Annotated in this window: 14 protein-coding genes; 7 read left to right on the forward strand and 7 right to left on the reverse strand. The window is 69.2% G+C overall.

Going from position 1 to position 16,208, the window contains the following annotated elements; genetic code table 11:
* Nucleotides 1–135: 135 nt before the first annotated feature.
* Nucleotides 136–960: a lipase gene (locus JWQ81_RS36865; RefSeq protein WP_297549025.1), complete on the forward strand. Its 825-nt coding sequence runs from the start codon at nucleotides 136–138 to the stop codon at nucleotides 958–960.
* Between the two features lie 41 nt (nucleotides 961–1,001).
* On the opposite strand, the gene JWQ81_RS36870 is transcribed toward JWQ81_RS36865, so the two are convergent.
* The 5 genes from JWQ81_RS36870 to JWQ81_RS36890 all read right to left on the reverse strand — a co-directional run bounded on the left by JWQ81_RS36870 (nucleotide 1,002) and on the right by JWQ81_RS36890 (nucleotide 6,728).
* On the reverse strand, nucleotides 1,002–2,258 hold the full coding sequence (locus JWQ81_RS36870) for a diguanylate cyclase (protein WP_297549027.1): 1,257 nt from the start codon (nucleotides 2,256–2,258) through the stop codon (nucleotides 1,002–1,004).
* Between the two features lie 203 nt (nucleotides 2,259–2,461).
* Nucleotides 2,462–3,685: an MFS transporter gene (locus JWQ81_RS36875; RefSeq protein ID WP_297549029.1), complete on the reverse strand. Its 1,224-nt coding sequence runs from the start codon at nucleotides 3,683–3,685 to the stop codon at nucleotides 2,462–2,464.
* A 189-nt stretch (nucleotides 3,686–3,874) separates the two neighbouring features.
* Nucleotides 3,875–4,702 (reverse strand): ABC transporter permease, encoded by an 828-nt coding sequence (locus JWQ81_RS36880; RefSeq protein WP_297549031.1) that lies wholly within the window; start codon nucleotides 4,700–4,702, stop codon nucleotides 3,875–3,877.
* The gene (locus JWQ81_RS36885; RefSeq protein ID WP_297549033.1) at nucleotides 4,699–5,613 is read right to left on the reverse strand and encodes an ABC transporter ATP-binding protein; all 915 of its coding nucleotides are present in this window, start codon (nucleotides 5,611–5,613) and stop codon (nucleotides 4,699–4,701) included. Before JWQ81_RS36885 ends, JWQ81_RS36880 begins: the two co-directional genes overlap by 4 nt.
* Nucleotides 5,610–6,728 (reverse strand): hypothetical protein, encoded by a 1,119-nt coding sequence (locus tag JWQ81_RS36890; protein ID WP_297549035.1) that lies wholly within the window; start codon nucleotides 6,726–6,728, stop codon nucleotides 5,610–5,612. Before JWQ81_RS36890 ends, JWQ81_RS36885 begins: the two co-directional genes overlap by 4 nt.
* Before the next feature lie 111 nt (nucleotides 6,729–6,839).
* On the opposite strand from JWQ81_RS36890, the gene JWQ81_RS36895 reads away from it, so the two are divergent.
* Nucleotides 6,840–7,682, forward strand: a complete 843-nt coding sequence (locus JWQ81_RS36895; RefSeq protein ID WP_297549037.1) for a patatin-like phospholipase family protein — start codon at nucleotides 6,840–6,842, stop codon at nucleotides 7,680–7,682.
* Nucleotides 7,683–7,901: 219 nt separating this feature from the next.
* On the opposite strand, the gene JWQ81_RS36900 is transcribed toward JWQ81_RS36895, so the two are convergent.
* A complete protein-coding gene (locus tag JWQ81_RS36900; RefSeq protein ID WP_297549038.1) occupies nucleotides 7,902–8,612 on the reverse strand; it encodes an MBL fold metallo-hydrolase in 711 nt (236 codons plus the stop codon).
* Nucleotides 8,613–8,757: 145 nt separating this feature from the next.
* Here JWQ81_RS36900 and JWQ81_RS36905 point away from each other — a divergent pair, with 145 nt between their 5' ends.
* Both JWQ81_RS36905 and JWQ81_RS36910 read left to right on the forward strand, forming a co-directional pair.
* Nucleotides 8,758–10,506 carry a pyruvate dehydrogenase gene (locus tag JWQ81_RS36905; protein WP_297549040.1) on the forward strand — a complete coding sequence of 583 codons (1,749 nt, stop codon included), beginning with the start codon at nucleotides 8,758–8,760 and terminating at the stop codon, nucleotides 10,504–10,506.
* Nucleotides 10,507–11,007: 501 nt separating this feature from the next.
* Nucleotides 11,008–11,871, forward strand: a complete 864-nt coding sequence (locus tag JWQ81_RS36910; protein ID WP_297549042.1) for a DMT family transporter — start codon at nucleotides 11,008–11,010, stop codon at nucleotides 11,869–11,871.
* Here the strand turns inward: JWQ81_RS36910 and JWQ81_RS36915 are convergent.
* Nucleotides 11,849–13,195: a SidA/IucD/PvdA family monooxygenase gene (locus tag JWQ81_RS36915; protein WP_297549044.1), complete on the reverse strand. Its 1,347-nt coding sequence runs from the start codon at nucleotides 13,193–13,195 to the stop codon at nucleotides 11,849–11,851. The two genes, JWQ81_RS36910 and JWQ81_RS36915, sit on opposite strands and share 23 nt — an antisense overlap.
* Before the next feature lie 205 nt (nucleotides 13,196–13,400).
* Between JWQ81_RS36915 and JWQ81_RS36920 the strand changes: the two genes are divergently transcribed.
* The 3 genes from JWQ81_RS36920 to JWQ81_RS36930 all read left to right on the forward strand — a co-directional run bounded on the left by JWQ81_RS36920 (nucleotide 13,401) and on the right by JWQ81_RS36930 (nucleotide 16,175).
* Nucleotides 13,401–14,348, forward strand: coding sequence for a methionyl-tRNA formyltransferase (locus JWQ81_RS36920; RefSeq protein ID WP_297549046.1), 948 nt, complete (start codon nucleotides 13,401–13,403; stop codon nucleotides 14,346–14,348).
* 37 nt (nucleotides 14,349–14,385) lie between these two features.
* Nucleotides 14,386–15,426, forward strand: coding sequence for an iron-siderophore ABC transporter substrate-binding protein (locus JWQ81_RS36925; RefSeq protein WP_297549048.1), 1,041 nt, complete (start codon nucleotides 14,386–14,388; stop codon nucleotides 15,424–15,426).
* A gap of 230 nt (nucleotides 15,427–15,656) precedes the next feature.
* Complete coding sequence (locus JWQ81_RS36930; protein ID WP_297549050.1) at nucleotides 15,657–16,175, forward strand: GNAT family N-acetyltransferase; 519 nt, start codon at nucleotides 15,657–15,659, stop codon at nucleotides 16,173–16,175.
* Nucleotides 16,176–16,208 lie beyond the last annotated feature (33 nt).

Here is a 16,208-nt window from a genome sequence, read left to right on the forward strand (position 1 = left end):
CGACCACCAACTCCGCAACTCGACGGCGAGTTGCGGTGCTTAGGGCTGGCAACTATCGCAACTCGACGGCGAGTTGCGAAGGACGAGCAATGGTGAGCACACGCGCGCATTGCATGGCGGGGGTCATTATGAGGTATGCGCGGTCCGGTGTGGTGGCGCGGGCTCAGCCCGCGAAGGCGCCTCCTTCTCGGCGGAGTCGCGGCCGTGCTGGTGGCTGCCGGGGTCGTCTCGACCGTGCTGTCGCTGGGCGGCAACGATCTCCCCGACGCCGGTCGGCCCGCGCAGGACCAGCTCGGCCCGGTGCTGCTGGTGCCCGGCTATGGCGGAGGCCAAGGCGGGCTCGACGCACTGGCTGGCAAGCTGCGCAACGCCGGCCGAGACGCGCAGGTCCTGACTCTGCCCGGTGACGGCACCGGTGACCTCCTGGCGCAGGTCGACGTCCTCTCCGGCGCCGTCGCGGCCGCGTACGCCCACGGCGCGCCGTCCGTCGACGTCATCGGGTACTCGGCGGGCGGGGTCGTCGTGCGGCTCTGGGTGGCCAGGTCCGGCGGCGATCATCAGGCCCGGCGGGTCGTCACACTCGGCTCCCCGCTGCACGGCGCGAAGATCGCCGCCGTCGGAAGCGCGCTCGTCCCGGGCGCGTGTCCGGTGGCGTGTCGGGAACTCGCGCCCGGCAGCGCGCTGCTCCGGACGGTCGAAGACCAGCCCGTGCCTGGCGGGTTGCCGTGGCTGTCCCTCTGGACCGAGGACGATCAGACGGTGACACCGCCGGACTCCGCCCGCCTCGACGGCGCTGTCAACGTTCCGCTGCAGCAGGTCTGCGCCGATTCCCGCGCGCAGCACGGCGACCTCCCCACCGACGCGGCCGTCACCGGCCTGGTCCTGCGAGCCCTCGGAACCGCCCCGCTCACCCCGCCCACCGCCGCCGACTGCACCACCCTCCGCGCCGGCGGCGACTAGGACTCGTGAACGTTCCAGCCGGTTCTCACGCGCCGGAACGCTCACGAGCCCGTGATCATGACGACTTTGTTGCGTCCACTGGTTTTCGCGGTGAGCAGCGCCGAGTCCGCGGTCAGCAGCAGCCGTTCCAGAGTGGTCCCGTGCGTGGGATACACCGCGACGCCGATGCACGCGCTCAGCCCGGTGATGGTGGTGTCCCCGGTACCGGTGGGCGCGGTGACTTCCAGTTCGCTGACCCGGTGCCGCAGCCGTTCGGCGGTCGTGACGATCTGCTCGGCGTGGGCGTCCGGGATCAGCACGGCGAACTCCTCGCCACCGAAGCGGCCGGCGCAGTCGTAGTCGCGGATCTCGCTGGTCAGCAGCCCGGCGACGGCACGCAGAACCTCGTCCCCGGCCAGATGCCCGTGGGTGTCGTTGACCAACTTGAAATGGTCGAGGTCCACCATCAGCACCCCGAAGCTGGAGTGCTGCCGCCCGGCGCGCGACAGTTCGGCGGCGGCGACGTCGTGCCAGGCGGACGCGTTGAGCAGGCCGGTCTTGCGGTCGGTGATCGCCAGCTCTTCGAGTTGCTTCACCAAAACGGCCCGATGCAACACGAGAAGCGGCGGCATGACCACCACGGCGAGGTAGGGCGCGAGGGTGAGCATGAACGCGGTCATGATGCCAAGGCACAGGGTCGCGATCTCCAGCGCGTAGTCCGCCCAGGCGATCGCGATGTGATGCGGTTTGCCGTGCAAGGCCGCGGCGGCGGTCACCAGCGCACCGTTGACGGCGAGGTAGACGAGCGCGCCGACGCCCAGCATCATCGCGGTGTTCGGCAAAGCCCAGTCGGCAGGGTGCGAGGTCACCGCGCGTGAGGTCACGGCGGCGGTCGCGTACGCGCTGAGCACGATGATCGCGGTCGAGAACAGCACCCGGTGCGCCGGGCGCGTCCCCAGCTTGCGCCACACCCGCAACCAGAGGTGCGCGTAGACGACGATGATCAAGGCCCCGGCAGCACTCGGCGGCAGCAGGATGACCGCGGCGTAGCACCAGACCGTCGTCATGTTGACGTGCGGCGCGTTCGTGATCAGCCGCCGGGCTTCCTCGAGCGCGCGGCTGAGTTCCGCCTGCACCAGCGCCAGCGCGACGAGCACCCCGAACAGCTTCCACTGGTGAGCGTCCACGTGGTCGCGGCCGGCGAAAAAAACCGTGAGCGCGACCGCGACCGTGTCGATCAGGAGGAAGTACGCGACCAGGGCGGGCGGCTGTCGCCACAAAGCCCACTGGCGCGGACGGGCGCCCGGCGAAACTGTCACCACGAGTGTTCCACCTGCTTTCTCTCCCACCGGCCGGACTTGGCGGGCCCGCGGCCCGCGCTACCATGAGATTTCTATCAGTCGATCCGGCGGGAGGCGCGGCCATGCGTGGAATCGAGTACTGAGTCACAGTTCGGCACAATCCCAGTTCGGCACTATCCCAGTTGGACACTGTCCAAGTCCGACACTGTCCAAGTTCACCACTAGCGGCGATCAAGAACCGGTCGGGGGTCGGCGGTGGCACGGTTCCAAGCCACCGCCGCCGGGATCGCGAGCACCAGCCCCACCGCTCCGGCGACGGCGACCGTGTTCGACACGCCGATCCGCTCAGCAAGGAACCCGGCGCCGAGCGCACCGATCCCTTGCAGCGTCAGCACTCCCGAGTTGAGCAGGCCCATCACCTGCGCGCGTCCGTCGGCCGGGGTCATCGTCCCGAACGACGCGCCGACCTGTACCTGGTAGGCGGTGAAGATCCCGCTGAGGACCAGGGCCGCCACGATGGCGGGCAGCGAAGGCTTCAGCGCGCACACCATGAGCGTGAGTCCGGCCGCTCCCGCGAGTACTCCGGTCGCGCGTGACCGATCGGCCGGACGGACGAACCGCGTGAACAACCACGCGCCCAGCGCGAGCCCCGCGGCCGGCGCGGCCATGATCAGCCCGACAGTGCCGGCGGGCGCGTGCAGCTCCGCGACCCACGCCACGGCCAGTCCTTCCGGGGCGATGTAGACCCCGGCCAACATCGCCAGGACGAACAGCGGCCGCAGCCCCGGAATGCCGGCGATCAGTCCGGCCCCACGCCGTGACGAGGCCCAGAAAGACCGTCGTGCGGCCGGATCCTGCGGCGCCGGACGCTTCGGCACGCCGGTCAGCACCAGCAGTGCCGACACCGCGAACGTGACGGCGTCGGCGGCCAGCGCCGGACGCGAACCGAGCACACCGACCGCCACCCCGCCGACGGCGAACCCGAGCAGCTGGGCGACCTGGATCGTGACGGCACGCACCGCGAGTCCGCCGACGTACGCCTCGCCGCTGAGGACCTCGGGAAGCAGCGCGAGCCGAGCGGCCTTGAACGGACCACCGACCATCGCCACCCCGGCCATCGCGGTACACACGATCCACAGCGGCATTCCAGGCACCGCCATCAAGCTGACCAGCACCACCGAAACCAGATCGCAGACGATCATGACCTCGCGGCGGGCGAACCGATCGGCCAAACCCGAGAGCAGCGCGGCGCCGAGGAACGACGGCGTGTAGCTCAACCCGAAGGTCAGAGCCGCCAATGCGGCGGAGTCCGTCTGGGCGAACACAAGTACGGTGAGGGCGACCCTGGCCAGCTGGTCGCCGATCTGCGAAACCGCTTCGGCGGCCCACAACGCCCGGAACTCGCGAACCGCCCACGCCGCGCCGAATCCTGTTTGCCGCACCACGAACACGCTCCCCCGGCAAGCGACCTGATGTCGGTCTACGTACTCCCTCGACCCCGTAGCGTAACCGAATTCGGGCGCCGTCATGGGCGTTTCGCCGACCCGGCACCAGCTCGTAATGGGTCGATCGCGGTGCGCTAGGCGAGTTGGCCTAACCCGGCTCGCCAGTGGCGGATCAGCGTTCCGCCGGTACTAGCTCGTGATGTCCTTCGTAGCGAAGTTCGCCCAGGCCGCGCCGAAGAACACCACGATGTAGCCGGCCTGCAGCAGCAACCCGCTGTCGATGTTGCGGAAGAACACCGGGTCGCGGAAGAAGTCGATCCACGAAAGCCAGTAGTGCGTGGGCAGGTACGGCTTGATCGACGCCGCCGCGTCCAGCGTTTCGAGTACCGAACTGGTGATGAGAACGGCGAGTCCGCCCAGCGCGGCGCCGAGCGCGGACTCGGTCAGCGTCGACAGGAATAGCACGATCGCGCCGAACCCGAGCATCGACACCACGACGTAGCCGACGGCACCGAGCAGCCGCAGGGTCAGGTCGCTCGAGTCGAGAGAGGCACCGGACAACGACGTCACCCCACCCGGCTGGCCGACGGCCGCCGCGGAAGTCCCGAACAGCGCGGTGCCGATCCCCAGCGAGGTCAGCACCACCAGCAGCACCGCGACCAGGACGAACACCGCCAGCGACACCATTTTGGCGCTCAGCAGCCGGGTCCGGCCGACCGGCCGCACCAGCAGGTACCGCAGCATCCCGCCGGACGCCTCGCCCGCGATCGCGTCGCCGGCGACCACCGCGACCGACACCGGCAGGAAGATCGGCAGCACCAGGGCCAGCGCCGCGGCCGGGTAGAGCGAACCGTCGGAAACCACCGCGGACAGGAAAGCCCCGCCCTGGCCAGGTGGCGGCGCGAAGTCTGCGGTGGCGAGGAAGACCGCGACGATCGCCGGCAGCAGGCACAACAGGAACAGACTCACCCAGACCCGCGGCCGCAGCAGCAGTTTCCGCAGCTCGACGGCGATCACGACGGGCTCCCGTCATGCCGGTCGGACCCCGTGCCCGTCACCGAGAGCACGATCTGTTCGAGCGAACGCCGCTCCGCGCTGATCGAGGACACCCGGATCCCCGAGCCGACCAGCCACGCGTTGAGCCCGGCGGCGTCGGGATGGCGGATGACCAGCCGCTCGCCATCGCGGTGTTCGAGCTGTCCGTCGAGCAGCGACACGGCGTGGGCCGCGTCCGGGGTGTCCACGAGCACCCGCCCGGTTGGGGCTCGCATGTCGTCGACCCGGTCCTCGAGAACCAGCCGTCCGCGGTCGACGACGCCGATCCGGGTGCACAGTTGTTCCACCTCGGCGAGCAGGTGACTCGACAGGAACACCGTCGTACCGCCTTCGTTCAGCGCGATGAGCAGTTCGCGGATCTCCTTGATGCCCTGGGGATCGAGGCCGTTCGTGGGCTCGTCGAGGATGAGCAGGCGCGGTTTGCGCAGGAGCGCGGCGGCGATCCCGAGCCGCTGGCGCATGCCGAGCGAGTACGCCTTCACCGGCCGCCGGTCGACACCGCCCAGGCCGACCTGTTCGAGCGCCTCGCCGACCCGCGTGCGGCGCGTCCGCACCGAACCGCCGCGCCCGGCGGCGTCGAGCAGGGCCAGGTTGCGGCGTCCGGACAGGTGCCGGTACGCCGCCGGCCCTTCGACCAGCGCCCCGACTTCGGGCAGGATTTCGGCGACCCGTTTCGGCACCGGCTTTCCGAGCACGGTGATCTCGCCGCTGGTGGCGTAGACCAGGCCGAGCAGCATCCGCACGAGCGTCGTCTTCCCCGACCCGTTGGGCCCGAGGAACCCGTACCGGTCGCCCTCCTCGACGTCGAGATCCACCGAGTCGACGGCGACCGTGCGGCCGTACCGCTTCGTCACTGCGCGGGTCTCGATCATCGGCCTCTCCTGGGCAGGGTGGTCAGGGCGCCGGCGGCGGCCTGCAAGACCGAGGGATCGACCAACCCGGCGAGCACGTACGCCCGGCGGGAGAACATCGGGCGTACCACGAGCAAGGACAGGGGCGGAATCGACTTCGCCACCGCGGTCCCCCGAGCGAGTTTGATGCTCGCTGCGCCGGCCTTCGTCGCCGCGTCCGCGGCCTGGGCGCCGACGTCTCCGGGTACGGCAGCCACCACGAACGACGAGAGCCCGGTGCCGTAGAGACCGACTCCCCTGATGCCGCCCAGTTCGGTCGTCCGCAGGTCCCGCCCGGCCAGCTGGGCAGGCAACGTCGCCTGGCCCAGCGCGCCGAGGGCCTTCGCGACGTCCGGGGCCGACGTGACGACGAACCCGCTACCCGGCACTGGGTTCGGCGCCTCGGCGGGAATGGTGGGCGTGGTCAGGTCGACCTCCTCGAAAGCGGTGGTGAGCACGGGCGAGGTTTGGCCGCGGGCGGACAGTTCGACCCGTAGCGGGAGCCCGGTCGCCGGGTCTGCCCAGATATCGACCGTGCCGACCGTGGTGTCCGGGTCGCGCGGGGTGAGCCGAACTCCGGCGGCCGCGATCCCGGCGATCCGGCGGCCGGGCAGCGCGGTGACCGGGTCGCCCGGAGCGTCGGCCAGTATTCGGCGGGCCAGGTCGGGCGGCAGCAGGTCTCCCGCCTGGGGGAGGCGGACCGGCGGGTCCCCGATGAGTTCGGTCAGCTGGTTCGCGGCGTAGTCCCAGGTGTACTCGGCGTCGGGCAGCCGGTAGACGTCGCGCTCGCTGCCGACGGTGAGGACGTCGACGCGGGACCGGTCCGGCGCGGTGTACCACGCGCGCATGCGGGTCGTGCCGTTGAACAGCGACGTGACGTCGCCGAGCTTCGGGAGGTCGGGCAGCCCCAGCGAGCCGGTGCTCTCGGCGTAACCCTGGTACGGCTGCGACGCCGAACGCGCAATCAGATCACGCAGGCGCGCCGGGTCCGCCGAGCCGCCGCCCGGGGCGAGTGCCGCGACGAGCGCAGGCACGGCGAGCAGGAGGGCGGTCACCATGCCGACCAACACCCATCTGCGCCGCTTGTCGCGTCGCACTACCGACACCGTCACCACCAATCTGCCCGCTGTCCCCTTTCTACGCCGCGCGACGGCGAACCGTGCCTGTCGAATTCTTACCGATCCAGAACGCATCACTAAGGTGAGTCCATGACCGGGAGTGAAGCGTGGGTGTTCGGGGGCGGCGGGGTGGCGGGCATCGCCTGGATCACCGGGATGCTGGCGGGGTTCGCCGACGCCGGGCGCGATACCGGCGGTGCCGGGCTCGTCGTCGGCACGTCCGCGGGGGCGGCCGTGGCCGCGCAGGTGACCAGCGGGCTGCCGATCGAAGAGCTCTACCAGCGGCAACACGATCCGGCCAAGCAGGCGACCGAGATCGTCGCCGTGCTCGACGTGGAAAACGTGGGCGCCGAATTCGCCGCTTTGCTCGACGGCGTGACGTCGCCCGAGGACGCGAGCCGTCGGTTGGGCTCGTTCGCGCTGAAGGCCGATACCGTGAGTGAAGCCGAACGACGTGCCGTCATCGAGTCCCGGCTACCGGTACACCAGTGGCCCGAGCAGCGGCTGCTGCTCGTGGCCGTAGACGCCGAATCCGGCGAACCCAGGCTGTTCGACCGAGACTCCGGCGCCGACCTGGTCGACGCTGTCGCCGCCAGCTGCGCCGTCCCCGGCGTCTGGCCGCCGGTCAGCATCCGCGGCAGGCGTTACGTGGACGGCGGCGTCCGCTCGGCCGACAACGCCGATCTCGCCGCCAGGTACGCCCGGGTGATCGTCCTGTCGCCCTTCGGCACGGCCGACCCGTTCCCGTGGACGGTCAAGCTCGCCGCTGTCGCCGAGGAACTGCGCGCCGGCGGTACGCGCGTCGACGTCTTCACCCCGGACGAGGCGTCGACGGGCGCGATCGGGACGAACCCCCTCGACCCGGACACCCGCACCCCCGCCGCCGAAGCCGGCCGCGCCCAGGGCCTCCGCGAGGCAGCCCGGCTGGAGTAGTGGCGTAGCGGACTACTTGGGGGCTCCTGAAGGCACTTTCGGCAAGGCAGAGACGCTGTGAAGGCCTAGTTGAGTGCGCCTTACGCCGTGAAGGGGGCCTTCACTAAAGCCGAACCCGCACCTCAACCGACCAACCACCGGACACCCTTATTATAAGTTCCAGGCATTGGCGTTCAACGCCACAAGGGTGGCCCCGAGGGGTCTGTGACGGCACCCAGCTCAGCCGCCGAACATCACCCGCCACTCCTCGATCGAGCGGGGGCGGTAGACGAAGTTGTTCTCGCGGACGTGCGAGAGCGACGCCGACGGGGCGGCCGAGTACTGGTGCCCCGGGTACACCACCGGGTCGCCCGGTAAGCCCGCAAGCGACTGGAGGCTCCGGTAGATCGCGTCGGCGTCGCCGCCGGGGAAGTCCGTGCGCCCGCAGCCTTCGAGGAACAGGGTGTCGCCCGAGACGAGCCTGCCGTCGACCAGGAAGCACTGGCTGCCGGGGGTGTGGCCCGGCGTGTGGAGCAGCCGGATTCCCATGGCGCCGACCTCGACGACGTCGTCGTGGTCGTGGCCCACCAGATCGGTCTCGGCCACCCCGGTCGTGCGGTGCACCCACTCGGTCTCGGCGCTGTTGACGTGCACCGGCACCGGTTGCAGCGCGAGCAGGTCGACGAGGCCGGGCAGCTCGAAACCCATCATCTCGCCGCCGACGTGGTCGGGATGATGATGGGTGACCAGCACTCCCGACAGCCGCATGTCGTCGCTCGCGAGCACGTCGAGGAGGTCACCGGCGGCGTAAGCCGGATCTACCACCACCGCGTCGCGCGTTTCCCGGTCGCCGATCAGGTAGGCGAAGTTGAGCATCTGGGTGGCGACCGGGTCCCCGACGGCGAAATCGCGGCCGGAGAGCAGTTGCCGGAAGTACAGCCGATCAGACATACGGACACCTTACGGAGGCCGACTTCGACCGACTCAGGTGAGCCTTTTGACAACCGTTGTGCCAGCGCTGCGCCGCACCCTGAGTCCGCGCATAATCGGCACTGCCCGCACCTCGCACGCTTGGCCGGAAAGAGGAATTCACGCGATGACGACCGTAGCCGACCAACTCATCGACGTGCTCATCGCCAGCGGCGTCCGCCGCATCTACGGCGTCGTCGGCGACAGCCTCAACCCGGTCGTCGACGCGATCCGCCGCACCGGCGGGTCCGCCAAGGGCGGCATCGACTGGGTCCACGTCCGCAACGAGGAGGCCGGAGCCTTCGCCGCCGCGGCCGAAGCGCAGCTGACCGGCACCCTCGCCGTCTGCGCGGGAAGCTGTGGCCCCGGCAACCTGCACCTGCTGCAGGGCGTCTACGACGCGCATCGCTCGGGCGCACCGGTGCTGGCCATCGCCTCGCACATCCCGTCCGCGCAAATCGGCACCGGCTTCTTCCAGGAAACCCACCCGGAACGCCTGTTTCAGGAGTGTTCGCACTACTGCGAGCTGATCAGCGAGCCCGCCCAGATGCCGAGGCTCGCCCGGATCGCCGTGCAGAACGCCGTCGGCAGGCGCGGAGCGGCGGTGCTGGTACTGCCCGGCGACGTGGCACAGCAGAGCGCGGTCCACAAGACCTCCGCGAGCGGCGTGCTCGGCACCCCGCCGGCGATCGTGCCCGCGTCGCAGGATGTCGACGCGCTCATCGAACGGATCGAACGCGCCGAGAAGATCATGATCATGGCCGGCGCCGGCTGCCGGGACGCGCATGACGACGTCATGAGCCTCGCCCGGAAAGTCGGCGCACCGGTCGGACATTCCTTGCGCGGCAAGGAGTTCATCCAGTACGACAACCCGTTCGACGTCGGGATGAGCGGGCTGCTCGGTTACGGCGCCTGCTACGAAGCCATGCACGCCGCAGACCTCGTACTGCTACTGGGCACCGACTTTCCGTACGACAACTTCCTGCCGCAGGCCAACACCGTGCAGGTCGACGTCGACCCGGCCCGGATCGGGCGGCGCAGCGCGCTCGAATTCGGCGTGCTCGGCGACGTCGGCGCCACCATCAACGCCGTACTCCCCCGGCTGCGCCAACGCGAAGACCAGCCGTTCCTGCGGGACATGCTGCACCGGCACGAACGCGGCCTGCAGAAAGTCGTCGACGCCTACACGCGGGACGTCAAGGCCGTCTCCCCGATCCACCCCGAGTACGTCGCCAGCGTTCTCGACGAGGAAGCCGCCGAAGACACCGTGTTCACGGTGGACACCGGGATGTGCAACGTCTGGGCCGCGCGTTACCTCACCCCGAACGGCCGGCGCCGCGTGATCGGGTCGTTCGTCCACGGCAGCATGGCCAACGCGCTGCCGCACGCGATCGGGGCACAGGCCTCACATCCCGGACGCCAGGTGGTCTCGATGTCGGGCGACGGCGGGCTGGCCATGCTGATGGGTGAGCTGCTCACCCTCAAGACCCACAACCTGCCGGTGAAGGTGCTGGTGTTCAACAACTCCTCGCTCGGCATGGTGAAACTGGAGATGCTGGTCGACGGGCTGCCGGAGTTCGGCACGGACCACGACCACGTCGACTTCGCCGCGATCGCGCGCGGCGCGGGCATCCACGCCCGGCGCGTCGAGGACCCGAGCGCCGTGCGCGACGCGGTCAAGGACTTCCTCGCCCACGACGGACCCGCGCTGCTCGACGTCGTCACCGACCCGAACGCGATGTCGATCCCGCCGAACATCACCGCCGCCCAAGTGAAGGGCTTCGCGCTCGCGGCGAGCAAGACCGTGCTCAGCGGCGGCGTAGGCAAGATGCTGCAGTTGGCGAAGTCCAACCTACGCAACGTCCCCCGGCCCTGATTCGGCCCTTCGGCCGGATGTGCGGGTCGTTGCCACCGCAACTCGCCGTCGAGTTGCGAAACGGACATCCGCCGGAATCCGACGCCACGAGCACGTGCAGCGCTCCCAAGCAGGCACTTTGGTGCAAAGGTGCCCCTGGTGTCGTACCCGTGAGTGCTGGTTGTCCGTGGCGGGTGCGAAGGCCGGCCGAGTCGTGTCGGTGTTCGGCGGAAGCCGGTGTCCGGAGCTGGGCGTGGGACTCGCCGGTCTGAGTGTGGGACTCGCCCTGAGCGAACGTGGGCCCCGGCGAGTCCCACGTTCAGGCCGATGAGTCCCACGTTCACTGACGGCCGACCACGCTGACCTCGAGAACCTCATCAGCCACACCGACACCACCCAGCCAACCCAACCGGCCTTCAGATCCGTTTCCCCGCACCCGGCCGCCCAAGAACCACAAGAGTGCCCGTTCGGGGTCGGGGCGGCGGGCGATCGGGGGACGAACGGGGCGATTAGGGTTGCGGCATGTGGTGGGGATTGCTTTGTGCGCTGCTCGCGGCGGCCGCTTACGGCGTTTCGTCGGTGATGCAGGCCATCGCGGCGCGGTCGGCCAGCGACGACTCCTACGGCGTCGACCCTCGCCTGCTGCTGCGGATACTGGGCCAATGGCACTACATCGTCGGGCTGGTGCTGGACGTCCTGGGGTTCGCCGCCCAGATCGTCGCGTTGCGGGTGCTGCCGCTGTTCGTGGTGCAGTCCGCGCTCGCGGCGAGTCTCGCCGTGACGGCGCTCTTCACGCTGACGCTGGGCATCAGGCTCGGCCGCCGCGAGTGGGGCGCGATCGCCGTGGTGGTCGCCGGGCTCGCGCTGCTCGGGACGTCGGCGGAGAGCGAGGGCTCCAAACCGGTCGGCACCACGTTCCACCTGGTGCTCATCGGCGCGGTCCTGGTGCTCTGCGCGGCCGGGGTGGCTGCGGGCAAGGCGTCGCCCAGGATCCGCACCCCCGCGCTCGGGCTGGTCGCCGGCCTGAGCTTCGGCCTGGTCGCGATCGCCGGGCGGATCATCCCCAGCCTCGCCCCGCTCGATCTCCTGCGCGACCCGGCGTTCTACACCGTCGCGGTCGCCGGCGTGGCGGCGATGCTGTTCTACGCCTCGGCGCTGCAACGCGGCAGCGTGACGACGGCGACCGCGATGATGGTCATCGGCGAGACGGTGTTCCCCGCACTGGTCGGGATCATCGTGCTCGGCGACCGGACGAAACCCGGCTTCGCCCTCGTGGCGGCCGCCGGGTTCGCCCTCGCGGTGGCCGCGGCATTGGCGCTCGCCCGGTTCGGCGAGCTGAAACCGGCCAAGACCCAAGAGCCGGTCAGCGAGACCGACGTCCACTGACGGCGAATGCCGGCTCCTCCTCGACATCGACGGCCTGCCGCTCGACGATCGAGTCGAGGATCTCGCCCACGCGCACGGCGGTGTTCGACAGCAGCGACGACGTGATCCCGTGGCTGTGCTCGGTCCCGCCCTGGAGGTAGATCCCGCCGCGCAGACCGGGCGCCGTGCGCAGCCGGTAGTCCCGCTCGACGCGCAAGCGGCCGTTCTCGTCGCGCTCGCAGAACGGTGAGAGCTCGCCAAGCAGCGGCAAGGCGTCTGCGGAGGAATAGCCCGTCGCGTAGACGACGATGTCGGCGTCGAGCACGGTCCGCTCGCCGTCGACGAACGACTCGACCGTCATGCGCACACCATCCGCGCTCTCGGCGACGTCGACCGGGCGGGACATGTTGAGCAGCCGGAGCCGACGCCGACCCAGCACCTTTTCGCGGTAGATGCGGCGGTACAGGTCGTCGATCAGTTCGATGTCGACAGCCGAGTAGTTCGTGTTGCCGTGGTAGCGCATCAAGCGCTGCTTGAACTCCTCCGGCGCGTCGTAGAAGTGGTCCACGGCCTCGGGATCGAAGATGCGGTTGGCGAACGCGCTGTCGTCGGACGGGCTGTAGCCGTAGCGGGAGAAGACCCCGCACACCTCGGCCTCGCCGAACCGGTCGTGCAGCAACGCCGTCACCTCGGCCGCGCTCTGCCCGGCACCGACGACGACGAACCGCTGTGGCTCGCTGTCCTTCAGGCCCTCGATGCGGTGGAGCAGCTTGCTGTTGTGCCAGATCCGGTCGCTCTCGATGACGCCGTCGGGCAGGTTCGGCCGCAGACCAGTGCCCACGACGAGGTTGCGCGCGCGCAGCACGATGTCCTCACCGGCGCCGCCGCTCACCCGGACGTCGAAGTACACGACCACGCCGTCGACGACGACCGGGGTCACCGCCGAAACCTCGGACGAGTACGACACGAGGTCGTCGACCTTCGCGGCCGCCCACTCGAAGTAGTCGTGGAACTCCACCCGCAGCGGGAACAGGTTCTTGTGGTTGATGAAGTCGACCAGCCGGTCCTTGCTCTGCAGATAGGCCAGGAAGCTGAACGAGCTCGTCGGATTCCGCATGGTGACCAGGTCCTTGAGGAAGGACACCTGCATGGTCGCGGTCTCGATGAGCATCCCCCGGTGCCAGCCGAACGCTGGCTGCTTCTCCAGGAAATGCGCCGTCACCGGCTCGCCCGCGGCCGCGTTGTGTTCGGTCAGCGCGATCGCCAACGCGAGGTTGGACGGCCCGAAACCCACCCCCACCACGTCGTAGAGCGGAATCTGATCACCGGGAACAGCTTGTGGCATAGGAATCCCATCTCGCGCGGCCAGGCCGCGTGCTCGGCACGTCGACCCACATCAAAGGAAACCCTAACCTAAGTTAGGCAACCCTCATCTAGTACATCCGAGGGTGATGTTCGTCCCGCCGCAACTCCTTGAGTTATTAGGCTAGCCTTGCTTCACTTGCACGGCTCGGCACCACCGGGCAGATCCATCCTGAGGAGGGGGGCCCATGCGGGTCGCGATGTTCGGATACCAGACCTGGGGCCACCGGACGCTGCAGGCGCTGATCGAGTCCGATCACGAGGTCATGCTGGTGGTGACCCATCCCCAGAGCGAGCACGCCTACGAGAAGATCTGGTCGGATTCCGTTGCCGACCTGGCCGAATCCCACGGTATCGAGGTCCTGCTGCGCAACCGGCCCGAGGACGAGGAGCTCCTCGCCAAGCTGGCCGCCGCCGACCTCGACATCATCGTCGCCAACAACTGGCGCACCTGGCTGCCGCCGGAGATCTTCTCCATGCCACGGCACGGCACGCTCAACGTGCACGACTCGCTGCTCCCGGCGTACGCGGGTTTCTCGCCGCTGATCTGGGCACTGATCAACGGCGAGTCCGAGGTCGGCGTCACCGCCCACATGATGGACGGCGAGCTCGACGCCGGCGACGTCGTCCTGCAGCGCAAGGTGGCCGTCGGCCCGCGCGACACGACCACGGACCTGTTCCACAAGACCGTCGACCTGATCGGTCCGATCGTGACCGAGGGCCTGGACCTGATCGCGTCGGGCAAGACCGACTGGGTCCACCAGGACCGGAGCAAGGCGAGCTTCTTCCACAAGCGCGCGCTCGAGGACAGCCGCATCGACTGGACCTGGCCCGCCGAGGACATCGACCGGCTCATTCGCGCCCAGTCCGACCCATACCCCAACGCGTTCACCTTCCGGAAGGGCGAGCGGGTCCGGATCGTCGCGGCGTCGGTTTCGCGGGGCCACTACGGCGGCACGCCCGGACGCGTGTTCATCCGCGAGGGCAAGGGCGTCGTGATCGTCGCCGGCGCGGACGCCCGCCGCGGCCGGAGCCGCGGACTGGTGATCGAGCGCGTCCGCTCCGAGGACGGCACCGAGCACGACGCCGCCGAGTTCTTCCCGACCATGGGCGGCTATCTCACCAGGCACCCGTAAAACCGAATACCGCGCAAGTCCCGTGAAAGGTGTTTTCATGTTCCGCAGGCTCCGGCTCCCCGGCCGAGGTTCCCGCTCCCTGCTCGCCGGACTCACCGCCGGCGCGCTGTGCCTAGGCCTGGTCGCCTGCGGCAGTGTGCAAGACGCGTCGACGCAGAGTTCGCCGACCTCCGCCGCGCCGGCGCCGTCCGCGTTCCCCGTGACGATCACGCACACGTTCGGCTCCACGACGATCCCGAAGGCCCCCGAGCGGGTCGTGGTCGTCGGGAACTCCACGGACGACCTCGACGCCGTGATCGCGCTGGGCGTCACCCCGATCGCCTATTTCGCGAAGTCGTACAGCGGCACCGACGGCGTCCCGCCTTGGCTCACGGGCAAGCTGGACCCGGCGAAGACGAAGATCGTCAACGCGACCAGCGGGGTCAACGCCGAGCAGGTCGGCGCGTTGACACCCGACCTGATCCTGGCCACCGCGAGCTTCGGGCTCGACCAGGAATACGCGACGCTGTCGAAAGTCGCCCCGACCGTCGGGTACGAGAACGAATGGGGCGGCCAGACCTGGCAGCAGCATCTTCAGGTGGTCGGAAAAGCGTTGGGCAAAACCGCCGAAGCCGACAAACTGGCCACGGAAACCCAGACGAAGATCGACCAGGCCAAAACCGGCAATGCGGCCATCGCGGGCAAGACGTTCACCGCGTCGGTCGGCAACACTCCCGGCAAGATCTTCACCCTGATCTCGGAAAAGGACTTCGCGGTCAAACAGATCGAAGAAATCGGACTGAAACTCAGCCCGGGTGTCGCCTCGATCGGCAAGGACACCGCGGCCAGTCCGACCGGCGCGCTGAGCCCGGAGCAGTACGACAAGCTCTCGGCCGACCTGGTGATCATCGCCTTCACCACGCCCGACCTCCAGCGGGCCTTCGAGTCCAACCAGCTGGTCAAGAACCTGCCGGCGGTCAAGGACGGCCACTACCTGGTGGTCGACTTCGACACCATCGCCCAGCTCCGCGCACCTTCGGTGCTCGGCATCCCGTGGGCGCTGGACAAGCTGACCCCGGGGCTCAAAAAGCTCGCGTAGTTCCTCCGGCGCAAAGCAACGGCCCCTCTCCGGCGACACGCGGAGAGGGGCCGCCCTACGAACGACAAAGCGTAACCGGGTGTGGATGGTCGCCGAATCGGCCGAAGGCGTGGAGACCGAGCGGCGGGTGCTGACTCTCACCAGCGACCGGACGGCCAGAATGGTGTGGATCGCCCAACCCGCCGGAAACTCGGTGGACACCTCGCTCGTGCTCGGCAACCATGCGGTCAGTGACCTACGAAACGCAGTACGTCGAACTTTCGGGCGCGGCGATGTCCGCTTTGCTCGATGGCGACCTCCCTGCCGCGAGCGCAGTGGCCGGGGTCGCGCTCACCGAGTACTTCGTCACCGACAAAGCGAAGTGGCTGTGGAAGATGCGGCTCGAACAGATCGCCGAAGACCCCGCCGACGCCCGCTGGCTGGCACGCCACGCCCTCATCGGGACGGAGGGCCCCGTTGTCGGGCACTGCGGGTTCCACGGACCGCCGGACGACGACGGAATCGTCGAGATCGGCTACTCCGTCATGCCGGAATTCCGCCGCCGGGGCTACGCCCGCGCGATGCTGACCGAACTCCTGCGCCGAGCCGCCGCCGAACCCGACGTCAAAACCGTCCGGGCGACCATCAGCCCCGACAACGCCGCCTCCCTGGCGACAATCGCCGGTTTCGGCTTCATCGAGGTCGGCGAGCAGTGGGACGACGAAGACGGCCTGGAAACCATCTACGAGGTCGGGGTTCCCAGCCGCTGACTGGCCCATTCCATTCGCAACTCGCCGTCGACT

The organism is Amycolatopsis sp. (genome assembly GCF_025464955.1).
GTDB lineage: Bacteria > Actinomycetota > Actinomycetes > Mycobacteriales > Pseudonocardiaceae > Amycolatopsis.

What these genes read in the sequence shown, in the direction of transcription:
- JWQ81_RS36885 (WP_297549033.1), bottom strand. Translation starts at nt 5,613, where the DNA reads ATGATCGAGACCCGCGCAGTGACGAAGCGGTACGGCCGCACGGTCGCC.
- JWQ81_RS36895 (WP_297549037.1), top strand. Translation starts at nt 6,840, where the DNA reads ATGACCGGGAGTGAAGCGTGGGTGTTCGGGGGCGGCGGGGTGGCGGGC.
- JWQ81_RS36910 (WP_297549042.1), top strand. Translation starts at nt 11,008, where the DNA reads ATGTGGTGGGGATTGCTTTGTGCGCTGCTCGCGGCGGCCGCTTACGGC.
- JWQ81_RS36905 (WP_297549040.1), top strand. Translation starts at nt 8,758, where the DNA reads ATGACGACCGTAGCCGACCAACTCATCGACGTGCTCATCGCCAGCGGC.
- JWQ81_RS36925 (WP_297549048.1), top strand. Translation starts at nt 14,386, where the DNA reads ATGTTCCGCAGGCTCCGGCTCCCCGGCCGAGGTTCCCGCTCCCTGCTC.
- JWQ81_RS36915 (WP_297549044.1), bottom strand. Translation starts at nt 13,195, where the DNA reads ATGCCACAAGCTGTTCCCGGTGATCAGATTCCGCTCTACGACGTGGTG.
- JWQ81_RS36920 (WP_297549046.1), top strand. Translation starts at nt 13,401, where the DNA reads ATGCGGGTCGCGATGTTCGGATACCAGACCTGGGGCCACCGGACGCTG.
- JWQ81_RS36865 (WP_297549025.1), top strand. Translation starts at nt 136, where the DNA reads ATGCGCGGTCCGGTGTGGTGGCGCGGGCTCAGCCCGCGAAGGCGCCTC.
- JWQ81_RS36900 (WP_297549038.1), bottom strand. Translation starts at nt 8,612, where the DNA reads ATGTCTGATCGGCTGTACTTCCGGCAACTGCTCTCCGGCCGCGATTTC.